Below are 16,094 nucleotides of genomic sequence, written 5' to 3' on the forward strand. Positions count from 1 at the left end.
GCGCGGCCGATTTTTTACCGCGAATGTTCAACGCTTCGTCTCCGAGGGCCGTCTTGCTAAATATTTCCGGAGCCCATTCGTCTATTCGGCAGGAGGCGCGCCGCGCCGCCATTCGTTCTCCCTCTATTGACGTTGCCGATGACAGCCGCCCACGAGCCTTCTCCCCCGCCTTCCCGTCCGCCCGCCGACGCCGCGCCGCCCGCGCGCCCGGCGGCGCGCCTGATCCTCGCGCTGCTGCGCGAAAGCCGCGCCGCGCTCGCGCTCGCGCTCGTCGCGTGCGTGCTGAACGGCGTCGCGAGCGTGCTGCTGGTCGCGACGCTGAACCGCGCGCTCGCGCAGCCGGGCGCCACCGATACGGCGCTCGCATGGCGCTTCGCGCTGTGCGCGGTGATCGCGCTGGTTACGCGGATCGTGTCGGGCGTGCTGTTCGCGCGGCTGTCGCAGGACACGATGGCGCGGCTGCGCGCGCATCTCGCGCGCCGGGTCGGCGCGGCCGAGCTGCGCGACGTCGAGCGCATCGGCGCGGCGCCCGTGCAGTCGGTGCTGACCGACGACGCGACCAACGTGTCGATGCTGTTCTTCGCGCTGCCGAACCTCGTGATGCACGGCTCGATCGTGTTCGGCTGCCTCGGCTATCTCGCGTGGCTGTCGTGGCCCGTGTGCCTGCTGGCGCTCGCGGCGATCGTCGCGGGCTCGCTCGGCTATCACACCGGCGACCGCCGCGCGATCGCGTCGCTCGAAGCGGCGGGCCGCGCGCAGGACAAGCTGTTCGGCTATCTCGGCGCGCTGTTTTCCGGCGCGAAGGAGCTGAAGCTGCACGACGCGCGCGCGCGCCAGTTCGTCGACGGCCAGTTGGGCGCGGCGATCGGCGAGGTGCGCGACCACCGCCGCCGCGCGTTCAGCGCGTATGCGGTCGGCGTGGGCTGGATCATCTTCCTGTTCTATGCGTTCCTCGGCGCGGCCGCGTTCTGGCCGGCGCTCGGCGTGCACGCGGACCCGGGCGCGACGGCCGGCTACGTGGTCGTGTTCCTGTTCATGCTGGTGCCGCTCGACGGGCTGCTGAACAACCTGCCGACCGTCAACGCGGCGCGCGTGTCGCTCGCGCGCATCGAGGACGTGATGGCCGAGTTCGGCGCGCTGCGCACGGCGCCGCCGGCGAGCGACGCGCCGGACGCAGTGTCCGCCGTCGCGCCCGCCGGCGCGGTTACGCTGCGCGGCGTCACGCATTCGTATTTCCACGAGCGCGACGAGCGCATGTTCAGCATCGGCCCGATCGACCTGACGCTGAAGCCAGGCGAACTGGTGTTCATCGTCGGCGGCAACGGCAGCGGCAAGACCACGCTCGCGAAGGTGCTGACGGGGCTTTACGAGCCCGAGGCCGGCGCGATCGAGGTCGACGGCCGGCCGATCGGCTGGCGCGAGCGCGCCGCGTACCGGCAGCGCTTCAGCGCGGTGTTCAACGATTTCCACCTGTTCGACGCGCTGCTCGGCATCGTCGACCCCGACGATCCGGCGCGCGCGCAGGCCGATGCGCGCGCGAACGCGCTGGTCGCGAAGCTCGCGCTCGATCACAAGGTGAAGGTGGTCGACGGCGCGTTCTCGACCCGCGCGCTGTCGACCGGGCAGCGCAAGCGGCTCGCGCTCGTCGTCGCGTATCTGGAGGACCGGCCTTTCTACCTGTTCGACGAATGGGCGGCCGACCAGGATCCGACGTTCAAGGCGGTGTTCTACGAACAGCTGCTGCCCGAGCTACGCGCGCGCGGCAAGGCGGTGGTCGTGATCACGCACGACGATCGCTACTTCAACCTGGCCGACCGGCTGCTGAAGCTCGACAACGGACAGATCGTCAGCGATACGTCGCCGGCGCGGCAGCGGGTCGAAGCGGTGAATGCGTGACGTGCGGGCGCCGGCGCGGCGGCTTGCCGCTGCGCCGGTGAGCCCGGCTCGACGTGACCGGGCCAATGGATCGGCACGACGCGCAAAAATGCAGGCGAAGGCCGGGGCCTTGCCGGGTATGATTGGCGACCCTTCGTCGAGGCCGCGACGGCCTGCGCTGAATCTTCCGCTTCCACTGCGCGCGACGCGGCTCACCCCGTCAATCAAGGAGACCCGCCATGGAATGGGCCGCTCTCGTTCCGGAACTGATCTGCACGGACCTCGCCCGGAGCATGACGTTCTATCGTGACCTGCTTGGCTTCCGGGTTCGCTTCGAGCGTCCCGAGGATCGCTTTGCCTATCTCGACCTCGGGCATGCCCAGTTGATGCTCGAGCAGCAGCATCCGGAGAGCTGGCTGACCGGCCCGATGCAGTTTCCGCGCGGGCAAGGCATCAATCTGCAGATCGAGGTCGACTCGATCGAGCCCATTCACCACCGCTTGCGCGACGCAGGCATCGCGCTGTTCGCGGAGCCGCGGACGTCGTGGTATCGCCAGGACGATCTGGAGCACGGCCAGATCGAGATGCTGGTGCAGGACCCCGACGGCTATCTTCTGCGTCTGGTGGAAATCCTGGACGAGCGGCCGTATCGGGCGTAACCGGCGGTCCGTCTCCCGAGCGTCCTCACGCGTGGCGACAGTGCGAGGTGCGAATGCGTCGCCGTAGCGCGCGGCCTCACGTCAGCGCGCCGGCGGCAACGCCAGCAGCGTATCGGTCATCACGTCGGCCAGCTTCAGCGCCGACATCGGGCCGCCAAACCCCCAGATATTGCGTTCGACCAGCGCGACCCGGTGCGCCCTGCGTGCGGGCACGTATCGCCAGACCGGCGAATCGAGCTTCGAGTCGAGCGGCATGTCCACGCCGCCCGTGGTCACGAACAGCACGGCCAGGTCGCGTTGCGGGAGCAGGTCCGCTGACGTCACGTAGAGCGTGCCCTCGCGGGTCGGCTTCTTCGGCCACAGATCGACGCCGAGCGCGCGCGCGAGTCCGGCCGCCGTGCTGTTGCCCGTATACGCCCAGTACCGATCGGGCAGCCCGAGATCCTGCAGCAGCGCGACGCGTTCGTGTTGCCGTCCCGCCGCCGCGAGCCGCTGCGCGTTGCGCGCGAGGCCGGCGTCGAGCTGCGCTTCGACCGCGTGCGCACGTGCGCTGCGCCCCGTCACCGCGCCGATCGTGCGGAAGATCTGCCGGGTCCAGTCGAGCTGGGTCACGGGCACGCCGCCTTCGTTCACGTTCGGGCTGAACTGGAACAGGATCGTCGGCGCGATCCGGTCGAGCGCATCGAAAATCGGCGCATGCCGGAAGCCGACTCCGATGATCAGGTCGGGCTTGACCGCCGCGATCGCCTCGAGCCCCGGCTCCTGCCGCGAGCCGACGTCGGTCACGTGCGCGAAGCGCGCGTTGTCGTAGCCGAGCCAGCCCGGATAGAACGCCGTGTCGACCATCCCGACCGGCGTGATGTCGAGCGCCGCGAGCGTTTCCGCGAACATGAATTCGAGCGCGACGACGCGCAGCGGCCGCGCCGGCATCGCTGCGCTCGCCTGCGAGACGACCGGATTGCCGGCCAGCGACGCGCCGGCGGGCATGCCGCCGCTTCGCCCGCGCGCGGCATCGCCCGAGGCGGCCTGCGCGGCCAGCGGCCAGCCCGCGCCAAGCGCGGCAAGCTGCGCCAGCGCGCGCCGCCGGCCGGGCGCCATCAACGAATCGCGTCCTGCCCGGCCAGCGCCGCGTCGTCCATCGTCAGTAGCAAGGGGCAGCTTCCACACAGTTGCGTTTCTCCAGGGATTTCGTAGCGCAGGCAGCACACGCGGCGCGCGCGAAACGGCGTCGGCAATAGCGGCGAGCGCGGCACGGCATCGCGCACGGGCATGCGCAGCGGATTGGGTTCGCCGTCGATGCACGCCGAGCGGAACAGCCACGCGGCGTCGCGCGCCGGATCGGCCGCGCACGGCTGCGCGCGGCAGACGTCGAGCAGGTAGTCGAGCAGATTGCCGGCGTTGCTCCACAGCACGCGCGGCGTGACGCGCCCCATCTCGGCCAGCAGGTCGATCACCGCGTCGAGATGCGCGACGAGCCCCGCATAGCGCAGCGCCGGATCGTCGCATGGCTCGCCGAGCGCGTCGTGCGCGTCGTGCGCGAAGACCAGCCCCGCGGGCATCCCGTCGTCGAGCACGACGAACGTGCGTTCGGGCGCCATGTCGAGCGGCCGGCCGAGCAGCAGCGCGGCGACGACGCCCGCGGGCGCCGCGCGGCCGAAGTAGTACTTGCTCCATTGCGACAGCAGCGCGCGCGCATGCGTGGAAGGATCGCCGCCGTAGTGGCGGACCATCGCGTCGAGCAGCGCATCGCGGTAGTCGGGGAGCGCCGTCACCGGTACGCGCGTCGTGCCGCATGCGGAGGCGTCATCGGGCATGCCGAGCCACACCGTGTCGAGATACGGCGCGAACTCGGCCGGCGCGAACGACGCGAAGCACGTCGCGCGCGCGTGGCGCACGTCGGGGGCCGGCGGCGTCATCGCCCCGCGCGCCGCGCGCGGCGCGCCTCGACGATCAGCAGGCCGAGCAGGTAAGGCGCGCCGATCAGCGCGGTCAGCACGCCGGCCGGCACTTCGCGCGGCGCGACGGCCGTGCGGGCGGCAATGTCCGCGAACCCGAGGATCAGCGCGCCGCACGCGGCCGCGAGCCACAGGCGCGTGCGATGGCGCCGCGCGCCGAGCATCGTCGCGACGTGCGGCGCCATCAGCCCGATGAAGCCGACCGGCCCGACCGCGGCCACCGCCGCGCACGCGGCAAGCGTCGCGATCACCAGCGCGAGCGGCCGCAATGCGCCGATCGGCAGGCCGAGCGCGGCCGCCTGGTCGTCGCCGAGCGCGAGCATGTCGAGCGGCTGCGCGAGCCACGCGAACACCGGCACCGCGAGCACGCACCACGGCAGCAGCATCGCGACCTCGCTCCAGCTGCGCCCGTAGGTGCCGCCGACGAGCCACACGACGAAGCGCGCGGGCTGCACGCTTTCCTGCGTGATCAGCCATTCCGACAGCGTCGTCCACAGCGTGCCGATCACGATCCCGGTCAGCGCGACCGCGAGCGGCGCGTAGCGGTGCCGATGGTTCAGCGCGAGCGTGAGCGCGAGCGACACGCCGCCGCCGAGCAAGGCCGCGCCCGCGAGCACGCCCTCGCCGGCGAGCGGCCAGCGGGTCAGCGCGAACAGCGTGACGAGCGCCGCGCCCTGCGTGACGCCGAGCACTTCCGGGCCCGCCAGCGGATTGCGCACGACGCTCTGCATCGCGACACCGCTCGCGGCGAGCAGCGCGCCGGCCAGCATCGCGCACATCAGGCGCGGCAGGCGCAGGTCGATCAGCATCCGCGCGACCGGGTCGCCGCCCGACAGCGCCGCGTGCCAGCGCGCGGGCGTCAACCATTCGGGGCCGGCCGACGTGCCGACGACCAGCACGAGCGCGCCCGCCAGCGCGAACAGCGCGGTGCGACGCGGCCAGCGCAGGCCGTCGAGCCAGCCGACGAAGCGCGTCGCGCGGCCGGACGCCGCGCGTTCGGGGCCCGCATGCAGCACGCCGGACCACGCGGCGCCGCGACGGATCAGCGCGAGCATCAGCGGCGTGCCGACGAGCGCAATCGCGACGCCGGTCGACAGCGTCGCGTCGAGGCCCGACGCGAGCACCGCGCTGTCGGTCACGAGCACCAGCGCGCCGCCCGCCAGCGCGGACAGCGGCACCAGCGCGGCGAGCCGCGCGGCGCGCGCGCCGCGGATCTGGCGCAGCAGGTTCGGCGCGACCAGGCCGACATACGACAGCGGCCCCGCGATGCTGACCGCGACGGCCGTGAACGCCACCGCGACGACCGTCGCGGTGAGCCGCGCCGCATCGACGCGCACGCCGGCCGCGGCCGCCGCGTCATCGCCGAGCGCGAGCGGATCGAGCGGCCGGATCACGAACGGCAGCGCGGCGAGCGGCAGCACGAGCCAGCTGGCCGCGAGCTTCAGGCCGGTCGCGCCCGGTTGATAGAGGCTGCCGTTCGCCCACAGCGCGGCGCCCGCGATGTTCTGCTCGAACAGCGCGAGCAGCAGCGTCGACAGCGCGGCGAACAGCAGCATGCAGACGCTGCCCGCGAGCACGAGCCGCAGTGGCGTTGCGCGCCAGCCGCCCGCCGCGAGCATCGCGCACGCGGCGGCGGCCAGGCCGCAGGCGAACAGGAGCGGCACCGACGGCACGCCCGCGAGCGCCGGCACGATCATCGCCGCGAGCAGGCCGAGCTGCGCGCCGCCCGTCACGCCGAGCAGGTCGGGCGACGCGAGCGGATTGCGCGTCGCCGACTGGAACAGCGCGCCGGCGATGCCGAGGCAGCCGCCCGCGACGAGCGCGGCCGCGATGCGCGGCAGGTTCAGGTCGAACAGGAACACCCGCGCGAGCGCGTCGGCGTCGCTGCCGGGCGCGGCGCCCCACCACGCGCGCAGCTCGGGCGCGGCGCGCAGCGCGGCGACACATACGATCAGCAGCAGCATGCCGAGCGCCAGCGCGCCGGCACGGCTCGGCTGCGCGGCCTTGCCGCCGACGGAAGCCGCCTGGCGCTTGCGCATCGCGAACGTCGTCATACGGCGAGCTTCCGGTCGAAGGCCTCGGCAGACTGCGCCGCAGCGACGGCGGACGGCCCGTACGCCGGCACGCACATCGGCGCGCCCGTCTGCGGATGCGCGAGCTTCAGCATCTCGACGCCGAACGCCGCGCGCAGGCGCGCCGGATCGAGCATCGCGTCGGGTGCGCCCTGCGCAACCACGCGGCCCGCGCGCATCAGCACGATCTCGTCGCTGTAAGCGGCGGCCTGGTTCAGGTCGTGCAGCACCCACACGATGGTGAGCCCGCGCGCGCGGTTCAGCGCGCGCAGCGCGTCGAGGATGTCGAGCTGGTGATGGATGTCGAGATAGGTGGTCGGCTCGTCGAGCAGCACGATCGGCGCCTGCTGCGCGAGCGCCATCGCGATCCACGCGCGCTGCCGCTCGCCGCCGGACAGCGCGCCGACGTCGCGGCCCGCGTCGCCGGCGAGCCCGCTCGTCTCGAGCGCTTCGTCGATCGCGACGTGATCGTCGCGCGACAAGCCGCGCAGGAAGCCGCCGTACGCATAGCGCCCGTATGCGACGAGCTCGCGCACGGTCAGGCCGGACGGAATCTGGTTGAACTGCGCGAGCATCGTCAGCTCGCGTGCAAGCGCGCGGCGCTTGAACGACGCGAGCGGCTTGCCGTTGACTTCGACGTGGCCGGCCAGCGCCGGCTGCAGGCCCGCGAGCGTGCGCAGCAGCGTGCTTTTTCCGCAGCCGTTCGGGCCGCACAGCGCGGTTACGCGGCCGGCCGTGATCGACAGGTCCAGACCGTCGATCACGACATGGTCGCGATAACCCACCGTCAGCCCCCGCGCGGCAAGCGCGGCGGTACTACGCGTCATCAATCCTCCGTTCGGTCGCGCGGGACCGTATGGCTCTGCGCCATCGCGACGACGACCTTGCGCGGCCCCTCGAACGGGTCGCGCGCGTGCGCCGTCAGCATGTTGTCAAGCATCAGCACGTCGCCGGTGCGCCACGGAAACACGATGCGCTGCCGGTCGAGCACCGCGCGGATCTCGGCGAGCGCATCGGCCTCGAGCGGCGCGCCGTCGCCGTAGTAGACGTTGCGCGGCACGTTGTCGAGCCCGACCGCGTCGACGAGCGCTTCCTGCATGTCGTCGTCGAGCGCGGACAGGTGGAACAGGTTCGCCTGGTTGAACCACACGCGCTCGCCCGTGCGCGGATGCCGCGCGACCGCCTGGCAGCGCTCGCGGGTGCGCAACAGCAGCTCGCCGTCGTCGTCGGTGCGCCACGTGCATTCGATGCCGCGCGCCGCGCACATCCGCTCGACTTCGCGCGGATCGTCGGTGCCGAACGACTGCTGCCACGGCAGGTCGAGCCCCTGCCCGAAATTGCGCACGTACAGCAGCTCGCGCTGCGCGAAGCGCGCGACGAGCGCCGGGTCGAGCGCGCGATACACGGCGCGGCTGTCGGCGATCGGCGTCGCGCCGCCCGTCGGGGCCGCGAGCGCGCAGTGGAACCAGATCCGCATCGGCCATTCGCGCGTGTACGACTGCTCGTTGTGCAGCGGAATCGCGCGGTGCGGCGGGTATTCCGTCGACGTGTACACCGCGCCCTCGACCTGGCTGCGCGGCGTCGACGCGTATTCATAGCCGATCAGCGGATCGCCGAACGACGCCGCGAACTGCTGGAACGCGTCGATCGACGGCACGTGAAAGCCCGTGAACAGCACGCCGCCCGCGCGTTCGAGCGTGTCGGCCGCGATCTCGCGCGCGAGCGGCGCGACTTCGTCGATCGACATCCCGTCGCCGCTTCTCGGCGACACGACGGTGGGCAGCCCCGGCTCGATCCGCAGGTCGTCGAGCGTCGGCAACGTAAGCTGGGTCATGCAGCGTCCTCGTCAGGTGGGCGCGGCTCACGCCGCGCGGTGCGCGGCATCGCCGTCCATCGCGCGGCGCAGGCTCGCGGGCCGCATGTCGGTCCAGACCGTCTCGATGTGCGCGAGGCAGTCGGCCTTCGGGCCGCTCACGCCCACTTCGCGCCAGCCGGCCGGCACGGGCCGGAACGTCGGCCAGATCGAATACTGTTCTTCGTCGTTGATGACGACCGTGTAGACGAGGTCGTCGGTGTCGGCGGAAGGCGTCGTCGCTTGCGTCATGATCGGAAATCGCTGGAGGCGGTTGAGGGAAACGGAGCGGAACGCCCGCTCCTGTCGAATAGACGAATGGCCGGCGCGCTTTTTTACCGGCGCCGCGCGCGGCCGCCGAAAAACGCCGGGCACGCGACGCCGCGCTGGCAGGCGTCGAGGCATTCGGCGCAGTGGCGCTCCGCGTCGCGAATCATGAAATGCACGAGGGTCTGCGACACGTTCAGCGCGCGCGCCGCGCTCTGCAGCGTTTCCTCGCGCAGCCGCACCATCTCGAACGCCGCGCGGCTGCGCTCGGGCAGGTCGTCGAGCGCGGCGCACACGCGGCGCAGCGTGTCGCGCGTCATCAGCGCCGCTTCGGGCGTGGGCTCGGGCGACGGCACGTCAAGGCCGTCGTCCTCTTCCGCGTGATAGACGTTCTCCAGGCTCTGGCGGCGGCACGCGTCGATCGACGCGTTGCGCACCATCCGTGTCACGTACGCGACCGGCTGGCGCACCGCATCCTGGTTCGGGAATTCGACGAGCTTGACGAACACGTCGTGCACGACGTCCTCGGCCCGGCTCACGCAGCCGACGAAGCTGCGCGCGAGGTTGACGAGCATCGCGCGGTGCGCGATCAGCACGTCGAGCAGCGCGCCCTGCGCACGCGGCGCGGCACTGCGGCGCGTGCGCGGCGCGGGGCTGCGCGGCTGGTCGAGATGACCGCCGAGGAACAGGTTCGCCGCCGCCGGGGCCGGTCGTTCGAGCACTTCCGCCATCGCCATCGCTTCGCTCCGTCCAATTCAGAGATAGCGCAATGTAGCGTAAACGCGAATCATTCTCAATTTTGTTCGTAAATAACCCTCCAAATTAGTGGGATTTGTCTGAACAATGATTCCGGCGGAATTGGATGAGAACGAAGCTCAAAATTTCGAGCGGTCGGGGCGGCGGCGTGGCGAATTTTTTCGGGATAAGGGCGCGCTGTGTGCCGCTGGATGCGGCAAACGCATCGAGGTGCCGGGGCCTCGATGCATCGCGTCGCCGGCCGCGTGCCCAGCGGCCGACGACGCTCTCGCTATCGTGCAACCGGCAGCAGCATTCGGCATTGCGCGAGGCGCGCCGGGTTGACGGGCATGCGGCAGACGTCGCGTCGCGCCGCTGCGTTCTGCTTCGCCGCCAGCGTGCGTGATGCCATCTTTGGCTGCGATGTCCGTACCCGCGCTGCGTCCGCGCCCGGACTCGCGGGCGGCAACGCGCGCAGCGTCTCCGCATCGATGTGCACTTGCCAGAACTGCGGCGTCCCGTCGGCGTCGTCTTCGCGATAGCCCTGCCCCGTGATGGTCTGCCCGTCGAGGCTGACGCCGATCACGCCGCCCAGGTTCAGCGTGCCGACCGACAGGCCGGCCGCTTCGAGCAGCGCCACGAGACTGCGCATGCCGCTTTGTGGTGTCCACACGAAGACGCGCGACACCCCGCTCCGGCTGTCGCTCGATTCGCCGATCACGACCCGCCCGTCCGTGCTGAGCGACGACGCGTAGCTGTTGTCGTCACCTTCGAGAAAACCGAGCCGCTGGATGCTGTCGCCACCGTTCGTCCACAGCACGGCTTCCGAATCGAGCCGTTGTCCGTCCGGCGTGGCCACCAGGGTGCCGAGCCTGCCGGCGATCGTGCGGCCGTCTTCGGACACGCTCCGTGCCATGTCCATTCTGGCGTCGCCCTCATTGCGCGTCGGCAACAGCCGCTCGCCGGATTTTTCGGTCCAGAGCAGTGCACGCATGCCGTATACGCCGTCGACATTGCCGGCGAATCCGGTTGCCGCATTGCCGGACGGCGTCATCGTCAGCAACTGGACGAGATAATCGCCTCCGAGCGGCAATTCGCGGAAGCCGGTGCGCTGGTCCCAAAGGAACCGTGCGTTCCGGCCGCCGGTTGCAACGAAGCTGCCCGACATTCTGGAGCCGTCGCGATTCGCGACTTCGACCGAACTCCCCCAGCCTGCCGAACGCGGAACGATTTCCTGTGCGCGACCGTCGCCGGGCCACCGCACCGCCCACCGATCGAGGTTGCCGCCGTTCGCCTGGAGTGCGCTGATCGAGCCGCCGATCACCCGGCCATCGGCCGATACCGTCTGTGCCAGCACGTCGTACACGTTCGCCGGCGCGGCCAGCCTCTGCCAGCCCGTCGCGGCCGACCACGAGAAAGCCATCGAACCACCAGGCTGCGCTTCGCTCCAGTAGCCGCCGATGATCGTCTTGCCGTCCGCGCTGACGGCGTGGCCGTTGTATCGCACATCGCGCGGCCCGCCCAGGTCGCCGAGCACGGTCAACGAATAGCCGCCTGCCGATACCGCCTGCGCGTGAACCGCGCTCATTGCCGACACGGCCAGCACGGCCGCGACAATACTGCTTTTCATTTGCATCTCCCCCTCCTCCTCACGTCGTCAATGGAATTCGGTGCGCTCAATACAGGAAAATCCGGATCGTCGCCGACGCGTTGAACGGCCCGATCTTCGGTGGTCCGAACGACTTCAGCACCGCGTCGAGCATCACGGTCTGGTTCGCGACGTTGGCCGGAAACTGCGTGAGCGTGAACTGCTTGTTGAAGTCGATCGCCTTGCCCTGGCTGTCCTCGAGGCCGATGCCGAAGTTGCTGTCCTGCGCCGGTACCAGCAGGCCGTTCTGCACGGTGCCCTTGGTCGCCTCGAAATAGCCGTCGACGCGAATCGGGATGCTGCATTGCTTGGTCAGCGACAGCGAGAACCGCTTGCGCGGCACGGCCGGCAGGAAGCCGTTGCCGGACATCTGCACCTGGCCGAAATTGACGATGCCGGGCTCGGGCGTCACCAGCACGTCGACGAGGCACGGCGTCGGCTTCAGGCGCGACAGCCCGCTCAGCCGGTACCGAAAACTCGATCGGAACGCGTTGAGGCCGCCCTCGCCGTCGAACTGGAAGACCGCGTAGATATCGCTCGGCGGCTGTACCCACCGGCCCTTCTTGCGCACCACCACCTGATAGGTGATGCTGAGCGGCGCGTTCTGGCAGCGCCCCCGGTCGAAGTCCCATTGCGAACACGCGCGCACGACGGTGTCGGTTTCCACGCGTGCGCTCGGCCCGCTGCCCAGGCCGAAATAGTCCCGGCCGCCGTAGCGAATGCCGATCTCGAGCCCCCATGCGGCGGGAACCTGCGAATCCGGGTTCGCGTAGAAGTAGACCCGCTCGGCATATTTCAACGCGGCCCCGCCGTAGTCCTTGTAGCAGTACCCCGTCGTCGTGCGCGGCGGCGACACCCAGATCACGTACCCGTCCGGCGCATCCGTCGGATACGACGCCACGCCGCCGATCGGCTCGGTGAGCGAATCCGCGCCGCTGCCGGTCAGGCAGCGCAGCGCCCACGCCGGCTGCGCCGCCACGATCAGCATCGCGAGCACGCCCCAGCGCAGCCACGCCGCGAGCGGCGACACGCGTCGTCGCACGCGCCCGCTCATCGCTTCACGCTCTTGCACACACCCGCATCGCACGCATACTCGACCGTCACCTGGCCGCCGTAATCGTCGACGTGCGTGACGAACAGCGTCGCGCTCGCCGCGCCCTTGAACGGCACGTCCGCCGTGCTCATCGGGCTCACCATCACCGGGTCGAGCGGCACCGGCGCCTTCTGCGCGCCCGCCTTGAGATCGACCACCGTCACGTGGAACGGCGTCGGGTTGTCGAACACGAGCTTGTGCGCGGCGGCGTCGACGCGCAGCGTCATCGGCAGCGTCGGATCCTCGTCGCGCGACGGCTGCACGCCCTTCGGCCGGTAGAACAGCTTCATCTGCGTGTGCAGCGCGATCTGCAGCGCGTTCGGCGTGTCGGTCTTCGGCGGCACCTCGCGGATGTTCAGGTAGAACACCGTCTCGCGATCGGCCGGCAGCGCGGTGCCCGGCAGCTTCGCGATGCGCAGCACGTTGCGCTCGTTCGCCTCGACGCGCTGCAGCGGCGGCACGACCATCAGCGGCGACGTGATGCGCTTGCCCTGCGCATCCTCGATCCACGATTGCACGAGGTACGGATAGCTCGCGCTCTTGTTCGTGATCGTCACGATCGCGGCCTGCTCGCCTTCGTTGAAGATCACGCGCGTGCGGTCCGGCACGATCGACGCATACGCGGCGCCCGCCAGCAGCGCGCCGGCCGTCGCGAGCGCGCACGACGCGCGCCGCAGGGAAAGAAGGGAAAAAGGTTTCATTGCGGGTTTCCGTTGAATCATCGTTCGATCCGGCCGGTCGCGGCATGCGACTCGCCGGGCGGCTGGCACGTCACGGGAATCGGCGTGCCTTCGAGCTGGAGCTGGTCCGGCAGCACGTCGAGCGTGCACAGCGCGCGTTCGCCCGCGCGCACGACCAGCGACGATTTCGGCTGGACCTGGGTCAGGTAGGCGGCGCCGTCCTCGCCGACGATGCCGAGTTCCTTGCCGTTCGCGCCGTCCTGCACCGATGCGCCGAACGGCAGCGCCTTGCCGCTCGCGTCCGACAGCGTCACGAACAGGTTGCGGCCGTGCGCGGCGGAAAACTTGACGAAGCCGATCGCGCCGTCGGTCAGCACCATGCGCTGGATCGGGTTCGACACCTGCACTTCGAGCGGCAGCTTCTCGACGTTGACGGTCGCGTCGTACACGTTGTACGGCGAGATGCTGTCGAGCACCGTATAGCCGCGCGCGTTGGTGCGCGCGAGCGAACCGGACAGCGGCACGTCCGGCACGCCGTCGGTCGACACCAGCAGGCGCGTGTCGCCCGCGTTGCCGTTCGCGTGCGCGGTCACGCCGTACTGCGTCGCGACCAGCGAGCCGCCGAGCTCGAGCGACGCGGCCGCGTACGAATTCGCGACCGTCGACGCCTGCGCGGTGAGCTGGTACGACGACGTGCGCTGGCGGAAGCTCGCGTTCGCCGAGCCGCGCCCGCCGGTCGTGCCGGCGGCGATCTGGTAGGTGCGGCCGGCCGGATCGTCGTAGATGTAACCGGCGTTCACGCTCGTGTTGCCGCCGCCCGTCGTCAGGCTCGACGTGACGGTCTGGCGGTCGCCGATCGGCAGCGTCGCAGTGACCGAGAACTGGTTGCCGCCGCTGCCCGCGCCCATCGTGCGGAACGCCGACACGCTGACGTTCACGCGGCGCAGCGCACCGAGCGAGAACGCGCGCGTCAGCGTCAGGCCGACGCGCTGGTCCGATTGACGCGCCCAGTAGGTCGTCTGGTCGTACGAGAAATAGGTCGACGTCTCGCCGAAGCGCTTCGACAGCGTCGCCGAATAGCGCTGCTTGCTGTTCGCGAGGCCGTATGCGGTCGGGTCGCCCGAGAACTGCGAGAAGTTCGTGTAGTCGCGCTCGGAAAAGCGGTAGCCGAAGAAGCGCACGTCCGCGTCGAGCGCATCGAAGTGCTTCGAATAGTTGATCCGGTACGAGTTGCCGTTGCGCGTCGCGCCGTTCCACCACAGCCGCGCACGCGCATGCGTGACGTCGGCGGACAGCGCGCCGAACGCGCCGAAATCGCGGCCCACGCCGAGCGCGATCGACGTGTAGCCGGACGCGGCGATGAAGCCGCCGTACACGGTGACGTCGAGCGGCAGGCCGTATGCGGCCTCGCCAAAGCCGAAGAACGGCGTGATGCCCGCACCGCCGAACAGGCGCGGCTTGCCGACCGCGGCCTTGTAGCGCAGCTGCCCCTGGCGCGCGAGGAACGGCACCGACGCGGTCGTCACCTGGAAGCGCTGCACCGTGCCGTCCTCTTCCTCGACCGCGACGTCGAGCGTGCCCTGCACGCTCGTGTTGATGTTCTGCAGCGCGAACGCGCCCGGCGACACGCGCGTCACGTACAGCACGCGGCCCTGCTGCGACACCGTGACGGTCGCGTTGGTGCGCGCGACGCCCGAGATCAGCGGCGCGTAGCCGCGCAGCGACGGCGGCAGCATGCGGTCGTCGCTGCGGATCGTCGCGCCGGTCAGCGCGAACGTGTCGAAGATGTCCGAGCTCAGGTAGTCGTCGCCGAACGACACAGTCGATTCAATCGACGGCAGCGCGCGAAACGCATAGAGCCGGCTGAAGCGGAACGTCCGGTCCGCATAGACGGTGTTGCCCGCGTTGGACTGCGCCTGGTAGTCGCCGCGAAAACGCCACGCGCCCCAGTTGGCGCCGACCGTCCCGTACGCCTGCACGGAATTGGTCTGGCTGCCGGCCGAGCCGAAGTTGCGGTTGGTGTTCGCGATCACGCGGTAATCGAGCATCGCGCCCGGAATGCCCTCGGTCCAGCGCTCGGGCGGCAGGTAGTACGCGTCGGTGAATTCGAGCGCCGCCTGCGGAATCGAGATCTTCAGGCGCCCTTCGCCCTTCTGGTAGCGCACGCTCACGCCTTCGATCGCGGCGAGATCGACGCAGCGGCCGCCCTGGAAGCGCGGCAGATCCTTCGCGAGCGACGGTTTCAGGCCGAATTGCGCGACCAGCTCCGGCGGCAGGCAGGGCTTGCCCGCGCCCGACGCGTCGCCGGCGATGAACTCGATCGTCTGCAGGCCGTAGAACACGTCGTTGACCTGCACGTCGAGCAGGTACTCGCCCGGCAGCGTGAAATCGGCCTGCGCGAACTGCGACAGGTCGACGTTGCTCGCACCGTCGATGCTGAGAAACGACGAATTGAATTCCGTCGCCTGGCTCTGGCTGCTGACGGCCAGCACGGAGACGCAAAGGATGGAATGACTGATTCGCACGACGGGGCTACCGGGAGTCCTGGAGAAAAACGGGAGGGGCAAAGCGGAACGGGGAAAGGTGCGCGACCCTTCCCCGCGGGGAGAGGCTTACTGGTAGCGAACCGTGAAGTTCGCGACGCCGTCGGCGGTACCCGGGGTCACGCCGGCCGCGGTCGCTTCGTACATCGCCGCGAAGCGCGCGATGTTCGTGCCGTTCTGCAGCACGACCGGCGCCTTCTGCTCGGCGCCGTTGTCGAGGAACTCACCCGACGCGGCCTGCAGGCGGATGCCGACGTTGGTGGCCGAGCCGACGGTCGCGAGCAGCTTCGGCTGCGTGGCGTTCGACGTGCCCGTGAACGTGAAGAACGCGTTCTTCGCGATGCTCGTGTCGCAGTCGGTCAGCTTGATGTCGAAGTTGGTCGGCGTGGACTTGTCGCCGGCCTGCTTGAACACGTTCGTCGGCACGTTGCCCAGACGCACGGTCTGGTCGACCGAGCCTGCGTCGATGCCGCATGCGCCCGCGACGATCTCGCCCGTGAAGTTGATCGTGCCGGTGCCGGCCGCGAACGCCGAGGTGGACAGGGCAGCCAGTGCGACAGCGGACAGGAGGGATTTTTTCATGGTCGTTTCCGATTGAATGACAGAAGAAGTGGACGACGTGTCGGACTTGAATCGGCAGCCCATGGCGAGCTCCCTGTCCGGCACGAGGTCGGCATTATTGAGATAAATCTGAAAGTTTTCTGTAAATCATTGT

14 protein-coding genes are annotated in these 16,094 nt (G+C 70.0%); 2 read left to right on the plus strand and 12 right to left on the minus strand.

Going from position 1 to position 16,094, the window contains the following annotated elements:
* The first annotated feature begins 138 nt into the window (after positions 1-138).
* Together ABFO07_RS10750 and ABFO07_RS10755 are read left to right on the plus strand one after the other, a co-directional pair.
* Positions 139-1,896: a cyclic peptide export ABC transporter gene (locus ABFO07_RS10750; protein ID WP_347467159.1), complete on the plus strand. Its 1,758-nt coding sequence runs from the start codon at positions 139-141 to the stop codon at positions 1,894-1,896.
* Between the two features lie 218 nt (positions 1,897-2,114).
* The gene (locus ABFO07_RS10755; RefSeq protein WP_059560603.1) at positions 2,115-2,534 is read left to right on the plus strand and encodes a bleomycin resistance protein; all 420 of its coding nucleotides are present in this window, start codon (positions 2,115-2,117) and stop codon (positions 2,532-2,534) included.
* Between the two features lie 81 nt (positions 2,535-2,615).
* Here the strand turns inward: ABFO07_RS10755 and ABFO07_RS10760 are convergent, their stop codons facing one another.
* From ABFO07_RS10760 to ABFO07_RS10815, 12 genes are all read right to left on the minus strand, one after another.
* On the minus strand, positions 2,616-3,521 hold the full coding sequence (locus tag ABFO07_RS10760; protein WP_430733057.1) for an ABC transporter substrate-binding protein: 906 nt from the start codon (positions 3,519-3,521) through the stop codon (positions 2,616-2,618).
* A gap of 110 nt (positions 3,522-3,631) precedes the next feature.
* Complete coding sequence (gene fhuF / locus ABFO07_RS10765) at positions 3,632-4,450, minus strand: siderophore-iron reductase FhuF (protein ID WP_347467163.1); 819 nt, start codon at positions 4,448-4,450, stop codon at positions 3,632-3,634.
* The gene (gene fhuB, locus ABFO07_RS10770) at positions 4,447-6,543 is read right to left on the minus strand and encodes a Fe(3+)-hydroxamate ABC transporter permease FhuB (RefSeq protein ID WP_060017265.1); all 2,097 of its coding nucleotides are present in this window, start codon (positions 6,541-6,543) and stop codon (positions 4,447-4,449) included. Before fhuB ends, fhuF begins: the two co-directional genes overlap by 4 nt.
* Entirely contained in the window at positions 6,540-7,388 is an 849-nt protein-coding gene (locus ABFO07_RS10775) for an ABC transporter ATP-binding protein (protein ID WP_060272582.1), read from the minus strand. The genes fhuB and ABFO07_RS10775 overlap by 4 nt, the downstream gene beginning before the upstream one ends.
* Positions 7,388-8,395 carry a TauD/TfdA family dioxygenase gene (locus tag ABFO07_RS10780; RefSeq protein WP_347467166.1) on the minus strand — a complete coding sequence of 336 codons (1,008 nt, stop codon included), beginning with the start codon at positions 8,393-8,395 and terminating at the stop codon, positions 7,388-7,390. The genes ABFO07_RS10775 and ABFO07_RS10780 overlap by 1 nt, the downstream gene beginning before the upstream one ends.
* Before the next feature lie 27 nt (positions 8,396-8,422).
* On the minus strand, positions 8,423-8,665 hold the full coding sequence (locus tag ABFO07_RS10785; protein WP_059560578.1) for an MbtH family protein: 243 nt from the start codon (positions 8,663-8,665) through the stop codon (positions 8,423-8,425).
* An 83-nt stretch (positions 8,666-8,748) separates the two neighbouring features.
* Complete coding sequence (locus ABFO07_RS10790) at positions 8,749-9,417, minus strand: RNA polymerase factor sigma-70 (RefSeq protein WP_059886017.1); 669 nt, start codon at positions 9,415-9,417, stop codon at positions 8,749-8,751.
* A gap of 290 nt (positions 9,418-9,707) precedes the next feature.
* On the minus strand, positions 9,708-10,952 hold the full coding sequence (locus ABFO07_RS10795; protein WP_347468656.1) for a calcium-binding protein: 1,245 nt from the start codon (positions 10,950-10,952) through the stop codon (positions 9,708-9,710).
* Between the two features lie 139 nt (positions 10,953-11,091).
* Positions 11,092-12,117 (minus strand): fimbrial protein, encoded by a 1,026-nt coding sequence (locus ABFO07_RS10800; RefSeq protein WP_059886020.1) that lies wholly within the window; start codon positions 12,115-12,117, stop codon positions 11,092-11,094.
* Positions 12,114-12,857 (minus strand): fimbrial biogenesis chaperone, encoded by a 744-nt coding sequence (locus tag ABFO07_RS10805; protein WP_347467170.1) that lies wholly within the window; start codon positions 12,855-12,857, stop codon positions 12,114-12,116. The genes ABFO07_RS10800 and ABFO07_RS10805 overlap by 4 nt, the downstream gene beginning before the upstream one ends.
* A gap of 17 nt (positions 12,858-12,874) precedes the next feature.
* On the minus strand, positions 12,875-15,328 hold the full coding sequence (locus tag ABFO07_RS10810) for a fimbria/pilus outer membrane usher protein (RefSeq protein ID WP_347467172.1): 2,454 nt from the start codon (positions 15,326-15,328) through the stop codon (positions 12,875-12,877).
* A gap of 120 nt (positions 15,329-15,448) precedes the next feature.
* Positions 15,449-15,961: a fimbrial protein gene (locus ABFO07_RS10815; protein WP_059560561.1), complete on the minus strand. Its 513-nt coding sequence runs from the start codon at positions 15,959-15,961 to the stop codon at positions 15,449-15,451.
* Positions 15,962-16,094 lie beyond the last annotated feature (133 nt).

Source organism: Burkholderia stagnalis (assembly GCF_039848545.1).
Taxonomy (GTDB): Bacteria; Pseudomonadota; Gammaproteobacteria; order Burkholderiales; family Burkholderiaceae; genus Burkholderia; species Burkholderia stagnalis.